The following is a 17,808-nucleotide window of genomic DNA, read 5'->3' on the forward strand; positions in this document are numbered from 1 at the left end:
ATTTTTCAGTTTTCTTTCTGTTTCATCTCATGATAAAGCCATGCATCATGAGTCATTGTTATCCTGACCTATGGACGTTGCGAATTATTAGCCCGATCTTCACCCTTGCCTGAAAAATGCAACGGTTTGAAAGATCGGGAGAATGTAATTTCAAAGCTGTGACGTTCTACGGGAATTTTCGATATGTCAAATAAAGACCAAGCCATGGATTATTCAAAAACCCTTTATCTGCCTAAAACAGACTTTCCTATGCGTGCGGGACTGCCGCAAAAAGAACCGGAAATTGTCAAACGCTGGGAAGACATGGATCTCTATAATGCACTACGCAAACAGGCGGTTGATCGCCCGCTTTACGTGTTGCACGATGGCCCCCCCTATGCCAATGGAGACATCCATATCGGGCACGCTTTGAATAAAATTCTGAAAGATACAATCGTTCGTTCTTTCCAGATGCGCGGTTATAATGCCAATTATGTACCCGGTTGGGATTGCCATGGGCTCCCTATCGAATGGAAGATCGAAGAAAAATATCGGGCAAAGGGCAAGAATAAAGACGATGTTCCGATTAACGAATTCCGTCAGGAATGTCGGGAATTTGCCAAACATTGGGTTAAGATCCAGTCGGAAGAATTCAAACGGCTTGGCATTATCGGTGATTTCAAAAATCCTTATACGACGATGGCTTTTCATGCAGAGGCACGTATTGCCGGTGAGTTGATGAAATTTGCCATGTCGGACCAGCTTTATCGCGGTTCCAAACCCGTTATGTGGTCGGTTGTCGAAAGAACCGCTTTGGCAGAAGCGGAGGTCGAATATCACGATGTTGAATCCGATACAATCTGGGTCAAATTTCCGGTTCTGAAAGCCAAGGCCGATGATTTATCAGGGGCTTTTGTTGTTATCTGGACAACCACACCGTGGACAATTCCGGGTAACCGTGCTGTTGCCTATTCTTCGCGTATTCCTTATGGGCTTTATCAGGTTGTGGATGCCGAAAATGATTATGGCCCGAAGCCCGGTGAAAAACTGATCTTTGCCGAGGCATTGGCTGAAGAAAGTGCAAAAAAAGCAAAACTGACTTTCAGAAAGCTTCGCTCTTTGAATCCTTCCGAGCTTGATACGATGCTGCTTTCGCATCCGCTCAAAGGTTTTGCCAATGATTACGCCTTCAAGGTTCCGCTGCTTGACGGGGACCATGTAACGGCCGATTCCGGTACCGGTTTTGTTCATACAGCACCAAGCCATGGGCGCGAAGACTTTGAAGCGTGGATTGCCAATAAAGGAAAAATTGAAGCGCTCGGCATTGATTCATCCATCCCCTTTCCGGTTGATGATGCCGGATATTATACCAAAGACGCTCCCGGTTTCGGCCCCGATCGCGAAGGCGGTGCTTCTCGCGTCATTGATGATAATGGTAAATATGGCGACGCCAATAAAACCGTTATCGCCCTGTTGATTGAAAAAGATATGTTGTTTGCCCGCGGGCGTATCAAACACTCTTACCCGCATAGCTGGCGGTCGAAAAAACCTGTTATCTTCCGCAACACACCGCAATGGTTTGTCTATATGGACAAGAAACTGGCCGACGGTACAACCTTGCGCGAGCGTGCCCTCAAAGCTGTTCACGATACACGTTTCGTTCCGCCGGCAGGACAGAACCGTATCGGCGCAATGATGGAAGATCGCCCTGACTGGGTATTATCGCGTCAACGTGCATGGGGTGTTCCCATTGCAATTTTCGTTAAAGAAAATGGCGAAATTCTCAAAGACGAAGCGGTTAACAAGCGTATTGTCGAGGCTTTTGAAAAAGAAGGTGCCGACGCATGGTTCAAGGAAGGTGCGAGAGAACGTTTTCTGGGTGAACATGCAAAAGAGGATTGGCAACCGGTTCATGACATTCTCGATGTCTGGTTCGATTCGGGGTGTACGCATGTGTTTACTCTTGAAGACCGCCCCGATTTGAAATGGCCTGCCGATCTTTATCTTGAAGGCTCGGATCAACACCGCGGCTGGTTCCACTCGTCAATGCTTGAAAGCTGCGGAACGCGCGGAAGAGCTCCTTATAATACCGTTCTAACCCACGGGTTTACGCTTGATGAACAAGGCAAGAAAATGTCGAAATCATTGGGTAACACCGTAGCACCTCAAGATGTCATCAATAGTTCGGGTGCCGACATTTTGCGCCTTTGGGTTATGACAACCGACTATTGGGAAGACCAGCGTCTGGGAAGAAATATCATCCAGACCAATGTCGATTCCTATCGGAAAATCCGCAATGTTATCCGCTGGATGCTTGGCACACTCGCCTATGACGAAGGCGAAAATATCGCTTATGAAGCCATGCCCGATCTTGAAAAGTTCATGCTGCATCGCCTTTACGAGTTGGACAGGCTCGTTAATGATGCATATGACGGGTTTGATTTCAAACGCATTACCCGCGCCTTGCTTGATTTTTCGATCGTTGACCTCTCGGCCTTCTATTTCGATATTCGCAAAGATTCGCTTTATTGCGATGCGCCTTCTTCTATAAAACGCAAATCCGCCATCCATGTTGTACGTGAAATTTTTGAACGCATGGTCACATGGCTTGCGCCGATGCTGCCATTCACAATGGAAGAAGCCTGGCTTGAACGTCATCCGGAAAGCAAATCGGTTCACTTCGAGCAATTCCGCAAGACACCCGATAGCTGGTGTGACAATGAACTGAATGAACGTTGGCGCAAAATCCGTCAGGTTCGTAAAGTTGTCACAGGCGCACTGGAACTTGAACGGGCAGAAAAACATATCGGCTCTTCTCTGGAAGCAGCCCCTGTTGTCTATATTTCGGATCTCGACTTGCTGGAAGCGGTAGAGGGTATGGATATGGCTGAAATTTCTATAACCAGCGATATTGTCATTACCAATGCAGAAGCCCCGAAAGACGCTTTCAGGCTTGATGATGTCAAGGGTGTTGCTGTGGAATTTCATAAAGCCGAAGGGACGAAATGTGCACGCTCCTGGCGTTACACACAAGATGTCGGAAGTGATCCCGATTATCCGGATGTATCGGCGCGCGATGCTGCCGCTTTGCATGAACTTCATGCTCTGGGAAAGATCTGATTAAATATAGAAAACACCGGCAGAGACTGTTACTTTGCCGGTGTTAAACAAGTCATAAGACTTCTTCTTAACATCCGCTTTCATAGGGATTGCCGTGAAGGTACATCTCATGATAAGGGTTTGGTTTATAAGTGCCGACAAGTGGCACAAAAGAATGGTCGTGATCTGCCTGAGGGTGGAATAGTAAAAGCAATTTTTGGCGGCACAGCCGGGAAGACGGATTAGCAGTGAAAAAACGCGAAGTAGCAATTATTGTAACGGGTATGGTTACGGCCGGTCTTATGCTGACGGGGTGCGGTGTTTCCAGCCCGACCTATGGAACGGACAAATCGACCGGAAAACAGTTGATCGACGATTTTTCAAATATTGCATCAATCAGATCGAATAATAACCGGAATCAGGTTGACACAAAGCCCCGTCCGGAACTGGTTCGCCCTGCTCCCGGTACAAAAGGCGTTCTTCCCCAACCACAAACCAATGTTGCCCAGACGGGTACGCCTGATTGGCCGGAATCGCCGGAACAGAAGCGCCAGAGATTGCGCGATGAAGCAACGGCCAACCAGAATAACCCGAACTATGTCTCACCTATCGTTCCCGATAGCGGCAAAGAAACGAAATCGACCGGTTCGAGTGATTGGTTGAATGGCATCCACCGTAACGAGCAGGTGAATAATGACAAGGAACAGCGTGCCGAATATTTACGCCGCAAAAAAGAAAATGAAGGCGGTTCATCCACTACACGCAAATATCTGAGTGAACCTCCGTTAAGCTATCGCCAACCGGCGGCATCGGCACCGGTCGGGGATAAAGGTGAAGACGAAGCGAAGAAAGAACGCGAGAGAAAGAAAGCCATGAAGGAAACTTCTGGCAAAAAGAGCTGGTGGCCTTTCTAAATATCAAGGCAATGCCCCCTGTTCTTGAACAGTTTATTCTTTTGTGAAAACACACCGGTTTTCCCGATAGGGCACGAGTTTGATTTTGCTTGAAAGGTATGAAGACTGTCCGTTCGCTGGCTGTAGCTTCAGCCAAGTCATTCCGTTTTTTATACTGTCTTAGCCTCCCGTTACATGTTCCATTGCCCCTTTCAACGCATTTTACATTGACCTCACCCGTTACATGTTAGATCGACGGTTATATTGACTGTTACATCGACTGTTGCATTGACAATGTGAAAAAGCTCCAAACGTATACGCAATAATAAAGTCGCTTCCGGATTGAAACTTTTCGCCCTATCAAACGGCTATAGCAATGGGTGCATATCATGGCCTGTTTGTCTCGATAAATGCGGCTATTCGGGCAACCTCCAAACTCGCCTTGGGCGAAGGTCTCGTCGTTCATTTTTATTCGGGAAACACCTGGTAAAAATAGCGTTCTTTGTTCAATTCATTCACTTGTTTCAAATGCCCGTTAAGTCAATCTTCAATCAATGTGGATTTCTTTTGGAGCTTCCAAACCGACTATCAAGCAAACCGGCAGCAAGCAAACCAACCGGCAAGCAAACCGGCCAGCAAGCAAACCGGCCAGCAAGCAAACCAACCGGCAAGCAAACAAAGTGTTCAGGAACAGGTTGGACTTTCTAAAATAAGTGTTTCTCTCATCAACTTCGCGATTTTTCCCTTCTTCTTCGCTTCAAGAGGCCAAAAAAACAGCCATTCCTGTTGTCCAGTCTTTCTGAACGCTCTCCATCCGCTTGTTTCAAACATTCGGCTTTCAAAAAGAGTTTTTTACGTTTCTCAGATAACCTCAAGGGGTTGTTTCTGTGATGGTGGCAAAAATATTTTATCAAGTCGCTCTAAAACATTGCGGTCGAGTGCGAGATCAAGCGCTTTGACGTTTTCACGCAAATGTTTAATTGACGAGGTTTTCGGGATAGCAATCATCAGCGGATTGCGGATTACCCAAGCCAGAGCAAGAACAGACGGGGCAATATCGAGTTCTGCCGCAAGCGCGATCAGATCACGGTTTTTCATGATGCGTCCCTGTTCGATCGGCGCATAGGCCATAACCGGAATATCACGTTTTTCACACCACGGTATAAGGTCGAATTCAGGCCCGCGACGCGACAGATTATAAAGTATCTGATCCGTTGCAATGTGACCTTTCAGCGAAACAGCTTCGAGTTTTTGCATGAGTGCGGTATCGAAATTGCTAACACCCCAGGAACCGATTTTTCCTTGTTCGACAAGTTGTTCAAAAGCTTCCACCGTTTCGCTCAAAGGAATACTGCTTTGCCAATGAAGAAGATAAAGGTCTATTTTTTCGATTTTTAAATTTTTAAGGCTGCGTTCGCACGCAGCAATCGTCCCTTTTCGTGAAGCATGACTTGGCAAAACCTTTGAAACAACAAAGGCATCGTCACGTCGCCCGACAAGAGCTTCACCAACCACCCTTTCGGATCCACCATTTCCATACATTTCGGCCGTGTCAATAAGTTTCAATCCCAGATCAAGACCGGCACGCAAAGAATCGGCTTCCGCTTCGACGGGAGCTATTCCCTCGCCCATACCCCATGTTCCCTGTCCTAAAGCGGGCACGAACGAACCGTTCGGGAATTTTACTGTTTTCATCATTCTTCCCTTTTTCCTGCAAAAAAATTCTTGAGCAACAGGGATGCCCGTCTTTCACCCAAACCGGAATAAACCTCCGGCCGATGATGACAAGTTGCCTGATGATAAAAGCGCACACCATGTTCAACCGCGCCGCCTTTTTCGTCGCCTGCGGCAAAATAAAGTCGCCTTATACGTGCAAAAGATATGGCGGCCGCGCACATTGTACAGGGCTCCAATGTCACATAAAGATCGCAATCTATCAATCGCTCGCTTTGAAGCGCCTCGCACGCCATACGAATAACCCGTATCTCCGCATGACCTGTCGGATCGAAATTCCTATGCGTCAGGTTGGAAGCCTTGGCGATGATTTTACCCGCTTTGGTAATAACAGCACCGACCGGCACTTCGTCGTTGGTATTTGCAATCAAGGCTTCATCAAAAGCTATTTCCATTGGCGTTTTTGTCATTTTTGCCTTTCAGTCGCCTGAAGCTCCGGAACAATTGGATTTTATCGACCATTTATGTCATTTATGACAGTTTAGCAGAAAACACCTGATGAAAGAGATTCCATATCAGAAAAAAATAAGCTAGAGCGGTTAAAAATGAACAATGCGCCCCGGTGCTTCTAAAGGATAATGTGAGATGACATATGATCGCGGCAATAAGAAACCGCAAAATGACCGGGGGGATACAAGAAATAATTTCGACCCGCGTGGAAAGAAAGCCCCCAAACAGTCAAGGGAAAAGACCACCGAAGAAAGCGATGGCAGCGAACGTATTGCCAAAAGATTGGCACGCGCCGGAATTGCATCACGGCGTGACGCTGAAACCATGATTGCAGCAGGGCGTATTGCGGTTAACGGTAAAGTGCTTGATACGCCTGCATTCAATGTCAAACGCACAGATGCGATTACCGTTGATGGCAAACCCTTGCCCCCCATTGAGCGCACCCGCGTCTGGCTTTACCACAAACGCGCCGGACTGGTAACAACCAACCGTGATCCGGAAGGTCGTCCTACGGTATTTGACAGCTTGCCGGAGGGAATGCCGCGCGTTCTTTCGGTTGGCCGGCTCGATATCAACACAGAAGGCTTGCTGCTTCTCACAAATGACGGAGGGCTTGCCCGTGTTCTTGAATTACCGTCAACCGGTTGGGTGCGCAAATATCGTGTTCGTGCACATGGCAAAGTCACGCAAGCCGATCTTGACACATTGAAAGACGGTATTGCCATAGACGGTATTTTTTATGGTGCGGTAGAAGCAACCCTTGAACGCGAACAAGGAACGAATGTCTGGCTGACAGTGGCTTTACGAGAAGGTAAAAACCGCGAGGTCAAGAATATTCTGGGTGCTCTGGGACTGACCGTCACACGTCTTATCCGCATCTCTTTCGGTCCCTTCCAGCTTGCCGACCTTGAAGAAGGTGCTGTGCGCGAACTGAAAGGCCGCACATTGCGCGACCAGTTGGGCGAACGCCTTATCGAAGAGGCCAATGCCGATTTCGATTTGCCGATTTTGAAACCGTTTTCCAATGCCCCTGTCGTTGGTGAACAAAAGCCGCGCGAAAAACCGGCTGTTTCGGATGACGGCTGGATTTCTTCAACACCGGAAGCCCCCCGTTTTTACAAACGTTGGAAAAAAGCCGATTTTGCCGAACGTGGCCGCGACCAGCTTTCAACAAGACCTGACGGTTTTAATAAACGGAACGATAAATTCGGCAGTAAATCTGCACCCTTTAAAAAAGCGTTCGAGAAAAAGCCCGAAGCCGAACCTCAGCGATTGCGCAGTTCCAATGTCTGGATGGCTCCCGGCGCCCGCCCTCAAACCGCGCATAAGAAATTCTGGCGGACGAGAGATGAACAGGAAAGAAATGATAACGGCTTTGAAGAGAGAGCCGCTCGCCGTCATCCGCATCGTGCTTCGCAAAGCGAGAGCGACACACATTTTGACCGCCGTGAAAAACATTTCGATAAATCGGCCCGCAAACCCGATTTCAAACAGAAATTCCGTAAAGAGCGCTCGTCAGAAGACTATGAAGGCCCGACAGGCTATCGGAACAACAGCGATTATCCGAAAACCGGAACTTATAGACGATCGGAAAACGATAGCCCCGATCACGGGCACAATCACGAATTTGCAGGTGAAAAGAAATCCTTTCGCCATAAATCTTCCCCGGCTGCCGGAAGACCACCAAGAAAATATCTTACGGAACGGAAATTTTCTAAAAATCAGGACTTTGATCGGCCGGAAAGAAAATTTGATCGCCCTGAAAGAAAATATCACAGTTCTTCAAAGAGTAGCGAAGGTGGTTTCGGCTTTCCGCGCCGCCATTACAAATCGGAAAATTCCGATGGGGTAGAACAAAGAAAATCGGCACATTTTTCCGGAAATCGGTCGGAAAGACCATTTTCCTCCAAAAATGACCGCGGCGGGAAAAAAGCCTTTGCCGGTAAGCCTGCAAAAACCGGCAAATTTTTAGATCGTAAGGGCGGCACAAAAGGAAACGGGCGTACCGGCAGCCAACGTTCCGGTCGACCGGATGGAGGAGCGAGTGCGGGTCGTCGGCGGTAAATTTTCCGGACGCCATCTTGCAACGCCTACCGGTCAGGCAATCCGCCCGACAACCGACCGCACGCGTGAAAGCCTGTTCAATATTCTGGGATCGCGTCAAGATAATTTCTGGAATGGCAAGCGCGTGCTTGATCTGTTTTCGGGAACCGGTGCGCTCGGCATTGAAGCACTTTCGCGTGGTGCGGAAACCTGCACTTTTGTCGAGCAATCGGTTGAAGGGCGCGGATTAATCCATAAAAATATCGAAGCCTTCGGGTTACAGGGTGTTACCCGCCTGTTACGCCGCGATGCAACCCGTTTGGGGCAGATCGGAACGATGCAGCCATTCGACATTGTGTTTGCCGACCCGCCTTATGGTCGAGGCCTCGGCGAACAAGCTTTTTCTGCCGCTGTTGAAGGCCATTGGGTTAAAAATGGTGCGCTTTTTGTGCTTGAAGAGACCAAAGAGGCCACAATTCGTTTACCGGAAATTTTTAAGCTTGACGATGAGCGTCATTATGGTGGCACAATTATTTATATCTATATGTTACAATTGTGATGAAACAGCCGAGAGAGGTTTTGCCTGTGCCTGAATTGATGAGAAAAACGGTTTTAAAAGCGACGTTCGGCGTTCTTTTGTCTACAAGCGCGCTTTTTCCCCTTTATGCCGAAGAGACCAGCGGGAAAAATCCGACGGAGCAACAAATGACAGCTTCAGACAAAACTGATCTTCCTGAAATTACAAAATCCGGTCCAACGCAAAGTTTTACCTTGAAAAATGGACTTCAAGTTGTTGTGATCGAAAATCATCGCGCGCCGGTTGTTACACAGATGATCTGGTATCATGTCGGTTCGGCCGACGAGCCGAAGGGACATACCGGTATTGCCCATTTTCTCGAACATTTGATGTTTAAAGGCACTGCCACCCATAAAGACGGTGAATTTTCCAAATTCATTGCCAGAATCGGTGGTGAAGAAAATGCATTCACGTCCTATGACTATACCGGTTACTATCAAAGCGTTGCTTCCGATTATCTCGAAACAATTATGAAGTTTGAAGCAGACCGGATGGAAAATCTGGTTTTAACGGATGATGTGATCGCGCCTGAAAGAAATGTTATTATCGAAGAACGGCGGATGCGCACCGACAACAGCCCTGATGCCATACTTGCCGAAGAAACGCGGGCAACATTATTCATGAACAGCCCCTACCATAATCCTGTTATCGGGTGGAAACAGGAAATGGAAAAGTTGACACGGGATGATGCGATTGATTTTTACAATAAATATTACACCCCGAATAATGCAACGCTTATTATATCGGGCGATGTTACAGCAGAAAAAGTGCGCGAAATGGCTTCCGACATTTACGGAAAATTGCCGGTTCGTTCTGAAATCGGCCCGCGTATCCGCCCGCAAGAACCGGAAAAAAGAACACTTCGCACTGTGACAATGCATGACCCGCGGGTGAGTGAACCAAGTTTCCAGAAAATGTGGGTGGTTCCCTCCTATCATAATACAAAAGTCAAAAATGAAGCCGAAGCACTTGATTTGCTTGGTGAAATTTTAGGAGGCGCACCACGGGGACGGCTTTACCAGAAGCTGGTTGTCAAAAACGGGTCGGCAGCATCTGTCGGTGCCAATTATAGCGGCAATGCTGTTGATGACGGTTTGTTTTACCTCTATGGAATGCCTCGCGGAGAGGCAAGCCTCGATGATGTCCAACAACAAATTGCCGATGAAATTGCAGATATTCGCAAGAATGGCGTCACTAAAACCGAGCTCGATCAGGCGCGCAATCGTTTTATCAAGAATATGATATTCTCTCTCGATAGTCCGGCCGGTCTCGCACAAATATACGGAAGTTCCCTTTCCGTCGGCATGAATATTGATGATGTTACCCATTGGCCGGAGCGGCTGAAGGAAGTGACGACGGACGATATCAAAGCCGTTGCCAACCGTTATCTCGATACGGACAAAAGCGTAACCAGCTATTTGTTGCCGCCCGTTCACGAAGCCCTGCCACACGACGTAAACCAACAAAAGAAAAGCAAATGAGGGTCGCCATGAACAAGAAACCGCATATTTTCCATCGTGCCTCGATCCTTGCTTTTTCACTATTTTTAAGCCTCGGATTGGGCGTATCCGTTGCCGGTGCGTTGAACATCGAAAATGTAACGTCCAAAAAAGGCCTTCACGGCTGGCTTGTGGAAGACAATACTGTACCGGTTGTTTCCATACAATTTTCTATTGGCGGGGGAACAACGCAGGATCCTGAAGGCAAAGAAGGTTTGGCAAACCTGATGACAGGCCTTTTTGATGAAGGTGCCGGTGATCTCGACTCACAAGCATTTCAGGGGCGTCTTGATGATCTCGGTGCTGAAATGGCATTTTCGGTTAATCGCGACCGGATGCGCGGAAACATGAAAATGCTCGCCGATAAAAGAAACGAAGCTATCAATTTGCTGGCTCTTGCTGTTCAAAAGCCGCGCTTTGATGACGAAGCGATCGAGCGTATCCGCGAACAACTGGTTGCCGAGCTTAAAGCTTCCGAAAAAGACCCGAAAACCATTGCTCAAAACCGTCTTTTAACATTGATTTATGGCAAACATCCTTATTCAAAAAAGGGAGAAGGAACACCGGAGACATTAGGCACTATAAGTCGTGACGATCTTCTTAAAGCACATCGTGCCATGTTTGCCCGCGACAATATCCATATCGGCATTGTCGGGCCGGTGAAGGCGGAAGAAGCGGCAACAATAATCGACAAAATATTCGGCGCTCTGCCGGAAAAAGCAGACCTTCAAAAAATAGAAGAAGCCAAGCTCAATCTCGGCGGTATGGCCAATGTCAATTATGATTTGCCGCAAACATCCCTGATGCTTGTTTACCCCGGTGTCAAACGTAATGATCCTCAATTTTTTGCTGCTTATCTCATGAATTATATTCTGGGTGGGCCGGGGCTTACATCGCGTCTGTTCTCGGAAGTCCGTGAAAAACGCGGCCTTGCCTACACGGTCGGTTCTTCACTCATGCTTTATGAACATTCGTCCGCCTTGGCTGTGTCAACCGGCACACGTTCAAGCGAAGCACAAAAAACGCTCGCTACCATTCGCAATGAAGTCAAAAAAATGGCCGACGACGGGGTGAGTGAACAGGAACTTGAAGATGCCAAGAGCTATGTCATCGGTTCCTATGCTGTGCAGAATATGGGATCATCTTCTGACATTGCCGCAACACTTGTCGGCCTGCAGGATGAAAATCTGCCGATAGATTATATTGAAAAACGTCAGGCGCTCATCAATGCTGTAACGCGTGAACAAGTCAAAGCAATTGCTGAAAAGCTGCTTCGTCCGGAACCTGCTTTATTGGTTATCGGGCCATCCAAAGGTTAAAATGAATTGTTCGATGCCGGTTTTTTAAAATCGACATCGAATCCCTAAAACCGCAATATATTTTCCGGTCAAAACGCCTATCATTCATCACTGCCTTTGACACCATTTTCAAAATATCTTCTCGCATAAGGTCTTGTACCGGTCAGAGGCTCTATCTTCCGGCTTATGGAAGAAGCTTCCTTCTTTCGACCGGCAAAACCGTTCAAAACCGTTCAAAACCGTTCAAAACCGGAATTTTTAAATAATACCGGCGGGCTTTTTGAAAAAAATCGCCGCCCCTCTAGAAGGTTAATGCCTGTTTGTTGAAAAAACGGGTTTGTTCAAAACGTTTTCCAATTTTTGTCACTTGAAATAGGCTCGACAGACTTCTTCATATATATTTTATGAAAAGAATTGAGTTTTATTGCACAAGTTTTTATAAATCTTGAGCGAAATGATTAAGAGGAATCTTCTATGGTTCACAACAGCCAAATTGATAAAGCGTCTGCCCTTGTAGAGGCTGCGCGCAAAGCCGGAGCCGACAGTGCTGATGCGGTCATCATTCGCTCGCGTTCGGTTAGTGTATCGGTAAGGCTTGGAAAAGTAGAAGCAACCGAAGCTTCCGAAAATGACGACTTTTCATTGCGCGTGTTTGTCGGCAAAAAAGTTGCAAGCATTTCGGCCAATCTTTCGGCAGATCCGGCAAGCCTCGCAGAACGTGCGGTTGCCATGGCTAAAGTTTCGCCTGAAAATCCTTTTGAAGGTTTGGCTGATCGCTCTCTCCTTGTTAAAAATCCGAAAGATCTTGATCTTTATGATCCATTTGTTCCGGATAGCGAACGTCTGACAGAAGAAGCTCTCGAAATCGAAAATGCTTCCCTATCGGTCAAGGGTGTTACAAATTCCGGTGGTGCAACATCTGCCTATGGTAGCGGCGGACTGGTTCTTGTCACCAGCGACGGATTTTGCGGTAGCTATCAATCAAGCCGTTTTTCCTATTCATGCAGCGCACTTGCCGGTGAAGGAACGGCAATGGAACGTGATTATGATTACACGACAGCTCTTCACCATGAAGATCTCGACAAAACAACAAAAATCGGGAAAAATGCCGGCGAGCGTGCGGTGAGACGATTGAATGCGCAAAAGCCGAAAACCGGAACTGTCAATGTTATTTTCGAGCCGAGAATGGCACGCGGCATTGCCGGACACATTGCTTCAATGGTGAATGGTGCTGCTGTTGCACGTAAAACCAGCCTGTTGCAAAATCGCATGGGCGAACAAATTATGAAGCCGACAATTACCATAACCGATCAGCCTTTGAAAAAGCGCGGAAATGCTTCCCGCCCCTTTGACGGGGAAGGTGTGGAAGGGATGGCCTTGAATATTATCGAGAATGGCGTTCTCGAACACTGGTTTTTATCATCATCTGTCGCACGTGAACTTCACCTTCAAACCAATGGGCACGGGGTACGCTCGGCTTCTTCTGTGCAACCGGCAAGCACCAATTTTGCAATTGAACCGGGAAATCAGACACCTGAAGACATGATGAAGGCAATCAAAACCGGTTTTTACGTAACCGAACTCTTCGGCCATGGCGTTGATCTTGTGACCGGTCAATATAGCCGTGGTGCATCGGGGTTCTGGATTGAAAATGGTGAACTTGCCTATCCGGTAAGTGAAGTCACTCTCGGTTCCAATCTCATTGATATGTTGTCACATCTGACACCGGCAAGCGACATTGACCGCCGCTATGGCACGGCAGCCCCCACTCTGTTGATTGAAGGAATGACCCTTGCAGGCAAATAATACGATCAATTCCGAAGATCTGGAGCTTATCAGCAATGCTGCTCGACAAGCAGGAGAAACAGCGTTCAGCTATTTCGGTCGGGATCCGAAAGTCTGGATCAAACCCGGAAATTCACCGGTAAGCGAAGCCGATTTTGCTGCCGATAAAGTTCTCAAAGAACTCTTATTGGCCGCCCGCCCCGATTATGGCTGGATTTCCGAAGAAACCAAAGACGAACGTCCGGACAGGCACTATCAAAGATATTTCGTGGTCGATCCGATTGACGGAACACGCGGCTTTCTTTCCGGCTCCCATCATTGGTGTATATCGGTGGCAGTGATCGAAGAGGGAATTTCGCAAGTCGGCGTTCTTGATTGCCCTGCAACCCGTTCTGTCTATAAGGCGGAACGGGGCAAAGGTGCCAGCCTCAATGGAAATAAACTTCCGCTTCTTGAAGGGCATGAGGGAAAACTCGTTGTTTCGGCGACCGGAAAATTTGAAGCAAAGTTACCGGAAACCTTCAAATCCAAGGTCGATTTCGCACATTATCTCCCCTCTCTTGCCTATCGTATTGCACTTGCTGCCGAAGGCAAAATAGACATCGTCCTGATAAAGCCCGAAAGCCATGATTGGGATATTGCTGCGGCTGATCTTATTTTGCAGGAATGTGGCGGTTTGATACAGGACTTTAATAATGTGCCTCCCGTTTACGGAAATCCGCCCTATGAACACGATTTTTTGATTGCATGTATTAAAGGTCGACTTGATAACATGGTAGATATTGTCCGAAAAACCCGATTGAGGTAATCCTTCCGGAATCCGGATACGGGTAAGGCAATAAGGAGGTATATATGAGCACGACAGGTGAACCGAAACAATTATTGCATCTGGTCTTTGGTGGAGAATTAAAAAACCTTGATAGCAATGAATTTCGTGATCTCGATAAACTAGATATTGTAGGAATTTTTCCTGATTATAAGTCGGCCGAGGCCGCATGGCGGGCAAAAGCCCAATCGAGCGTCGATAATGCATTGCAACGTTATTTCATTGTTCACCTTCACCGCTTGCTGGATCCTGAACATTCCGACAGCAAATAGCTATTTGCCAGTTTTGAAACGAAACACTATAATTTTAACGCTTTTTGAAGCATTTTTATATTCTCGGTAGTGCATTCGGTTGGCTTCTCTTGATATTGACAGGAGAGTATGACAATGCACTCGTATAAGGCAAAGGCGCTCTCGAAACGCCTTTGCAGGCTGTGTTTGTCTTCCAACAAGAGGGTTGCGACCGTCCGTGTTAAAAGTGATCGGTTCGACAATTGAATGACTGAGCAAAAAAAGAAGAAAAAATCGGGCATTTTAAACCGCTTATGGCGCAAAATTCGCTATCCTTTGATGAATGCACGCGTCACCAAAGCGATTGTCGTGTCACTGATGGCCAATTATTTGCGGCTGGTTTATTGGACCAATCCACGGCTTAAAGGTTCTGATGACCCGCAAAAAGCCCATGATGCCTACAATCCTTTTATCATCACTTTCTGGCACGGGCGCCATATTATGGGGCCGTTCTTGCGCCCTAAAAAAGAACATATCATTGCCATGTTTTCCCGCTCTGCCGATGCCGAAATCAATGCAAGAGTCGGCGAAAAACTGGGACTCGAAACAGTGCGCGGTTCGGGCGGACGGAGCAAGCACCAGAATACCGACAAAGGCGGTGCACGGGCACTGCTTACATTGAAACGTGCGTTGCAAGAAGGTAAAACGGCGGCAATGATTGCCGATATTGCCCATGGAAAAGCGCGGGAAGCCGGAAAAGGCATTATTTTACTGGCAAAAATTTCCGGTCGCCCCATTATTCCCTATATATATTCTTTTTCACACGTGAAAATTCTCGAAAAAACATGGGACAAAACCGTAATTCCGCTCCCTTTTGGACATTCTATATTTCTTATGGGAGATGCGTTCTATGTGCCGGAAGATGCAGATGAAGACCTTATGGAACAAAAACGCATCGAACTTTCTGATATAATGAACCGTCTGACCGACGAGGCAGAAAAACGCCTCAAAGAAAGAAAATAGGGGGGAGCACTATGAAGGAATTCAAGGCTCGCACAGCGCTATATCTTTATCGCATGGCAGGCGGCCTGATTAGTCCACTCGTTCCGTTCTATCTTTCGATAAGAGCCGCACGCGGCAAGGAAGACCCGCACCGCAAACGCGAACGTATGGGGCGTACCAATAAAAAGCGCCCTGAAGGGCCGCTTATCTGGCTTCATGCGGCAAGTGTCGGGGAAACGCTGGCACTGGTTCCTCTGATCGAACGTATTTTGCAGCTTCATATCAATGTTCTTTTGACAACCGGCACTGTTACATCTGCAAGTCTCATTGAAAACCGTTTTGGCAGCCGGGTTATCCACCAGTTTGCACCACTTGATGTCAAACCGGCAATCAGAAGATTTCTTGACCATTGGAAACCCGATCTGGCACTTGTTTGCGAATCCGAAATCTGGCCCTTACGAATCAACGGGCTTGCGCGCCGTCATATCCCGCAAGTTATGGTGAACGCACATATGTCCGCTCGTTCATTCCATTCATGGCAAAAACGGCCGGCTCTCGCTTCGCATATTTTCAGGCAGATTGACGCTGCCATTGGTCAAAGCGAAAGTGATGCCGAACAATATCATGCGCTCGGCGTCAAAACAGTCGCGGTTTCAGGAAATCTGAAAGCGGATATTGCACCGGAAGCGGACAAAAATCTGTTAATGCAATATCGGGAAAGTCTGCATAACCGGCTGGTTTGGGCGGCGATTTCTACCCATGAGGGTGAAGAAAATATTGCTGCCGAAGTTCATATCGCTCTAAAAACACGGCTACCCAATCTTTTGACAATCATTGTGCCCCGTCATCCCGAACGGGCTGACGCGATCATGGAAGAACTTGAAAAGAAGTCCCTTCACGTTATTCGACACAGTGAAAAACGGATGCCTGATGAGGATACCGATATTATACTCGTTGATACGATTGGTGAAATGGGAGTGTTTTTGCAACTTGCAAAAGTATCCTTTATCGGCAAATCTTTAACGGAAACCGGAGGGCACAATCCGCTTGAACCGGCGCTTCTCGGATCAGCTATCCTGACAGGCCCGCATGTGGAAAATTTCAAAGACACATTCGATGTATTTTTTGCCAATAATGCGGCGAGAGTCGTTGAAGATGCCACGCAATTGGCTGTCCAGCTCAATACACTTTTGACACATGAACCGTTACGCTATGAAATGATCGAGGCGGCCTATGACACGGCCACCAATATGAGCGGAGCACTGGAACGCACATTAAAAGTGTTACGCCCGTTTATTGATCCTTTGATTATGCAGGCCAAGCTTCATCATCAGGATACCAATCATGGTTGGTGAAGCGCCGGACTTCTGGTGGAATGAACAGAAAGTCATGCGTTGGCTTTTACTTCCGGTTTCATGGATTTACGGTTTTTTTGCCCGCCGTAGAATGGAACGGGAAAATGTTCCGGTGATTGATCTTCCGGTTTTGTGTGTCGGCAATTTTACGCTTGGTGGAACAGGAAAAACGCCCGTTGTTATCAGCCTTGCGGAAGCAGCCAAAAAACTTGGTCTTAATCCGGGCATTGTTTCGCGTGGTTATGGTGGTGAAATTCGCAGTGCCCATCTGGTTGACGCGCAAATGGATAAAGCGCGCGAAGTCGGTGACGAACCATTGCTTCTTGCCCGACATGCACCTGTTGCCGTAGCCACCGACCGGTTGGAAGCAGCAAAACTTTTAAAACAGCAGGGCTGCAATTTTATTTTGATGGATGACGGCTTCCAAAGTCGCCGTCTCTTCATTGACTATGCTTTGATGGTTGTGGATGGCCTGCGGGGCTTGGGGAACAATGCAGTGTTTCCGGCGGGGCCACTCCGTGCACCGCTTGTAACCCAACTTGCCTATACCGACGGTGTGCTGATGATCGGCAATGGGAACAAAGGTAACGAAGTTATCCATATGGCAGCCCGTGCAGCAAAACCGTTGAACTTTGCCCATCTTATGCCCTCTGCCAGCGATACTGTTTCGGGCAAAAAATTTCTGGCCTTTGCAGGCATAGGAAATCCGCAAAAATTTTTCCGTTCGATTGGCGAATTGGAAGGCAAAGTTGAACAAACGCGAATTTATGCCGACCATCATTTTTATACAGATTTCGATCTTGATGACATTACCGGCACGGCAAGGACAGAACATCTTTCCATTGCTACCACCGCAAAGGATTTTGCCCGTTTAAAAACCGACGGGCAGGACAAAAAGCTTGAAAATCTTGTTGTGTTCGATGTCGAGGTTCAATTTGATGATGCGGATTTTTGTAAACAACGGATAAACGAAACACTCGAAGCGTTCAAAAACCGCACTTTTGAAGAGTAAAAAACAAAAAGCGCCCAGAACTGGCG

The 17,808-nt window shown here is 47.4% G+C and carries 14 protein-coding genes; 12 read left to right on the forward strand and 2 right to left on the reverse strand.

Annotated elements, in window-relative coordinates; genetic code table 11:
• Nucleotides 1-183: 183 nt before the first annotated feature.
• Together ileS and H3S94_RS02365 are read left to right on the forward strand one after the other, a co-directional pair.
• Nucleotides 184-3,099, forward strand: coding sequence for an isoleucine--tRNA ligase (ileS, locus tag H3S94_RS02360; protein WP_198240176.1), 2,916 nt, complete (start codon nt 184-186; stop codon nt 3,097-3,099).
• 263 nt (nt 3,100-3,362) lie between these two features.
• Entirely contained in the window at nt 3,363-3,992 is a 630-nt protein-coding gene (locus tag H3S94_RS02365; RefSeq protein ID WP_077994415.1) for a hypothetical protein, read from the forward strand.
• An 840-nt stretch (nt 3,993-4,832) separates the two neighbouring features.
• On the opposite strand, the gene H3S94_RS02370 is transcribed toward H3S94_RS02365, so the two are convergent.
• Nucleotides 4,833-5,666, reverse strand: coding sequence for an aldo/keto reductase (locus tag H3S94_RS02370; RefSeq protein ID WP_198240473.1), 834 nt, complete (start codon nt 5,664-5,666; stop codon nt 4,833-4,835).
• Complete coding sequence (locus H3S94_RS02375) at nt 5,666-6,115, reverse strand: nucleoside deaminase (RefSeq protein WP_198230572.1); 450 nt, start codon at nt 6,113-6,115, stop codon at nt 5,666-5,668. The genes H3S94_RS02370 and H3S94_RS02375 overlap by 1 nt, the downstream gene beginning before the upstream one ends.
• Before the next feature lie 175 nt (nt 6,116-6,290).
• Here H3S94_RS02375 and H3S94_RS02380 point away from each other — a divergent pair, with 175 nt between their 5' ends.
• From H3S94_RS02380 to lpxK, 10 genes are all read left to right on the forward strand, one after another.
• Nucleotides 6,291-8,219, forward strand: a complete 1,929-nt coding sequence (locus tag H3S94_RS02380) for a pseudouridine synthase (RefSeq protein ID WP_198240177.1) — start codon at nt 6,291-6,293, stop codon at nt 8,217-8,219.
• A complete protein-coding gene (rsmD, locus tag H3S94_RS02385) occupies nt 8,200-8,757 on the forward strand; it encodes a 16S rRNA (guanine(966)-N(2))-methyltransferase RsmD (protein WP_369805685.1) in 558 nt (185 codons plus the stop codon). Before H3S94_RS02380 ends, rsmD begins: the two co-directional genes overlap by 20 nt.
• Nucleotides 8,758-8,903: 146 nt before the next feature.
• Nucleotides 8,904-10,256 (forward strand): pitrilysin family protein, encoded by a 1,353-nt coding sequence (locus tag H3S94_RS02390; protein ID WP_225868134.1) that lies wholly within the window; start codon nt 8,904-8,906, stop codon nt 10,254-10,256.
• Nucleotides 10,257-10,264: 8 nt separating this feature from the next.
• The gene (locus tag H3S94_RS02395) at nt 10,265-11,593 is read left to right on the forward strand and encodes a pitrilysin family protein (protein ID WP_198240179.1); all 1,329 of its coding nucleotides are present in this window, start codon (nt 10,265-10,267) and stop codon (nt 11,591-11,593) included.
• 453 nt (nt 11,594-12,046) lie between these two features.
• Nucleotides 12,047-13,378, forward strand: coding sequence for a TldD/PmbA family protein (locus tag H3S94_RS02400; RefSeq protein WP_077990720.1), 1,332 nt, complete (start codon nt 12,047-12,049; stop codon nt 13,376-13,378).
• Nucleotides 13,365-14,165 carry a 3'(2'),5'-bisphosphate nucleotidase CysQ gene (locus tag H3S94_RS02405; protein ID WP_198240180.1) on the forward strand — a complete coding sequence of 267 codons (801 nt, stop codon included), beginning with the start codon at nt 13,365-13,367 and terminating at the stop codon, nt 14,163-14,165. Before H3S94_RS02400 ends, H3S94_RS02405 begins: the two co-directional genes overlap by 14 nt.
• 44 nt (nt 14,166-14,209) lie before the next feature.
• Nucleotides 14,210-14,455, forward strand: a complete 246-nt coding sequence (locus H3S94_RS02410; RefSeq protein WP_077990715.1) for a DUF4170 domain-containing protein — start codon at nt 14,210-14,212, stop codon at nt 14,453-14,455.
• A gap of 225 nt (nt 14,456-14,680) precedes the next feature.
• Complete coding sequence (locus H3S94_RS02415) at nt 14,681-15,436, forward strand: lysophospholipid acyltransferase family protein (RefSeq protein WP_077990714.1); 756 nt, start codon at nt 14,681-14,683, stop codon at nt 15,434-15,436.
• A gap of 11 nt (nt 15,437-15,447) precedes the next feature.
• Nucleotides 15,448-16,770: a lipid IV(A) 3-deoxy-D-manno-octulosonic acid transferase gene (gene waaA, locus H3S94_RS02420; RefSeq protein WP_077990709.1), complete on the forward strand. Its 1,323-nt coding sequence runs from the start codon at nt 15,448-15,450 to the stop codon at nt 16,768-16,770.
• On the forward strand, nt 16,760-17,782 hold the full coding sequence (gene lpxK, locus H3S94_RS02425) for a tetraacyldisaccharide 4'-kinase (protein WP_198240181.1): 1,023 nt from the start codon (nt 16,760-16,762) through the stop codon (nt 17,780-17,782). The genes waaA and lpxK overlap by 11 nt, the downstream gene beginning before the upstream one ends.
• Nucleotides 17,783-17,808: the final 26 nt, after the last annotated feature.

This window comes from Bartonella sp. B10834G3 (assembly GCF_016102505.1).
Taxonomy (GTDB): Bacteria; Pseudomonadota; Alphaproteobacteria; order Rhizobiales; family Rhizobiaceae; genus Bartonella; species Bartonella choladocola.

Excerpts from the sequence above, each read along its gene's own strand:
- H3S94_RS02375 (WP_198230572.1), bottom strand. The coding sequence starts at position 6,115 with ATGACAAAAACGCCAATGGAAATAGCTTTTGATGAAGCCTTGATTGCA.
- H3S94_RS02365 (WP_077994415.1), top strand. The coding sequence starts at position 3,363 with ATGGTTACGGCCGGTCTTATGCTGACGGGGTGCGGTGTTTCCAGCCCG.
- H3S94_RS02390 (WP_225868134.1), top strand. The coding sequence starts at position 8,904 with ATGACAGCTTCAGACAAAACTGATCTTCCTGAAATTACAAAATCCGGT.
- H3S94_RS02380 (WP_198240177.1), top strand. The coding sequence starts at position 6,291 with ATGACATATGATCGCGGCAATAAGAAACCGCAAAATGACCGGGGGGAT.
- waaA (WP_077990709.1), top strand. The coding sequence starts at position 15,448 with ATGAAGGAATTCAAGGCTCGCACAGCGCTATATCTTTATCGCATGGCA.
- ileS (WP_198240176.1), top strand. The coding sequence starts at position 184 with ATGTCAAATAAAGACCAAGCCATGGATTATTCAAAAACCCTTTATCTG.
- lpxK (WP_198240181.1), top strand. The coding sequence starts at position 16,760 with ATGGTTGGTGAAGCGCCGGACTTCTGGTGGAATGAACAGAAAGTCATG.
- H3S94_RS02400 (WP_077990720.1), top strand. The coding sequence starts at position 12,047 with ATGGTTCACAACAGCCAAATTGATAAAGCGTCTGCCCTTGTAGAGGCT.
- H3S94_RS02415 (WP_077990714.1), top strand. The coding sequence starts at position 14,681 with ATGACTGAGCAAAAAAAGAAGAAAAAATCGGGCATTTTAAACCGCTTA.
- H3S94_RS02395 (WP_198240179.1), top strand. The coding sequence starts at position 10,265 with ATGAACAAGAAACCGCATATTTTCCATCGTGCCTCGATCCTTGCTTTT.
- H3S94_RS02410 (WP_077990715.1), top strand. The coding sequence starts at position 14,210 with ATGAGCACGACAGGTGAACCGAAACAATTATTGCATCTGGTCTTTGGT.
- H3S94_RS02370 (WP_198240473.1), bottom strand. The coding sequence starts at position 5,666 with ATGAAAACAGTAAAATTCCCGAACGGTTCGTTCGTGCCCGCTTTAGGA.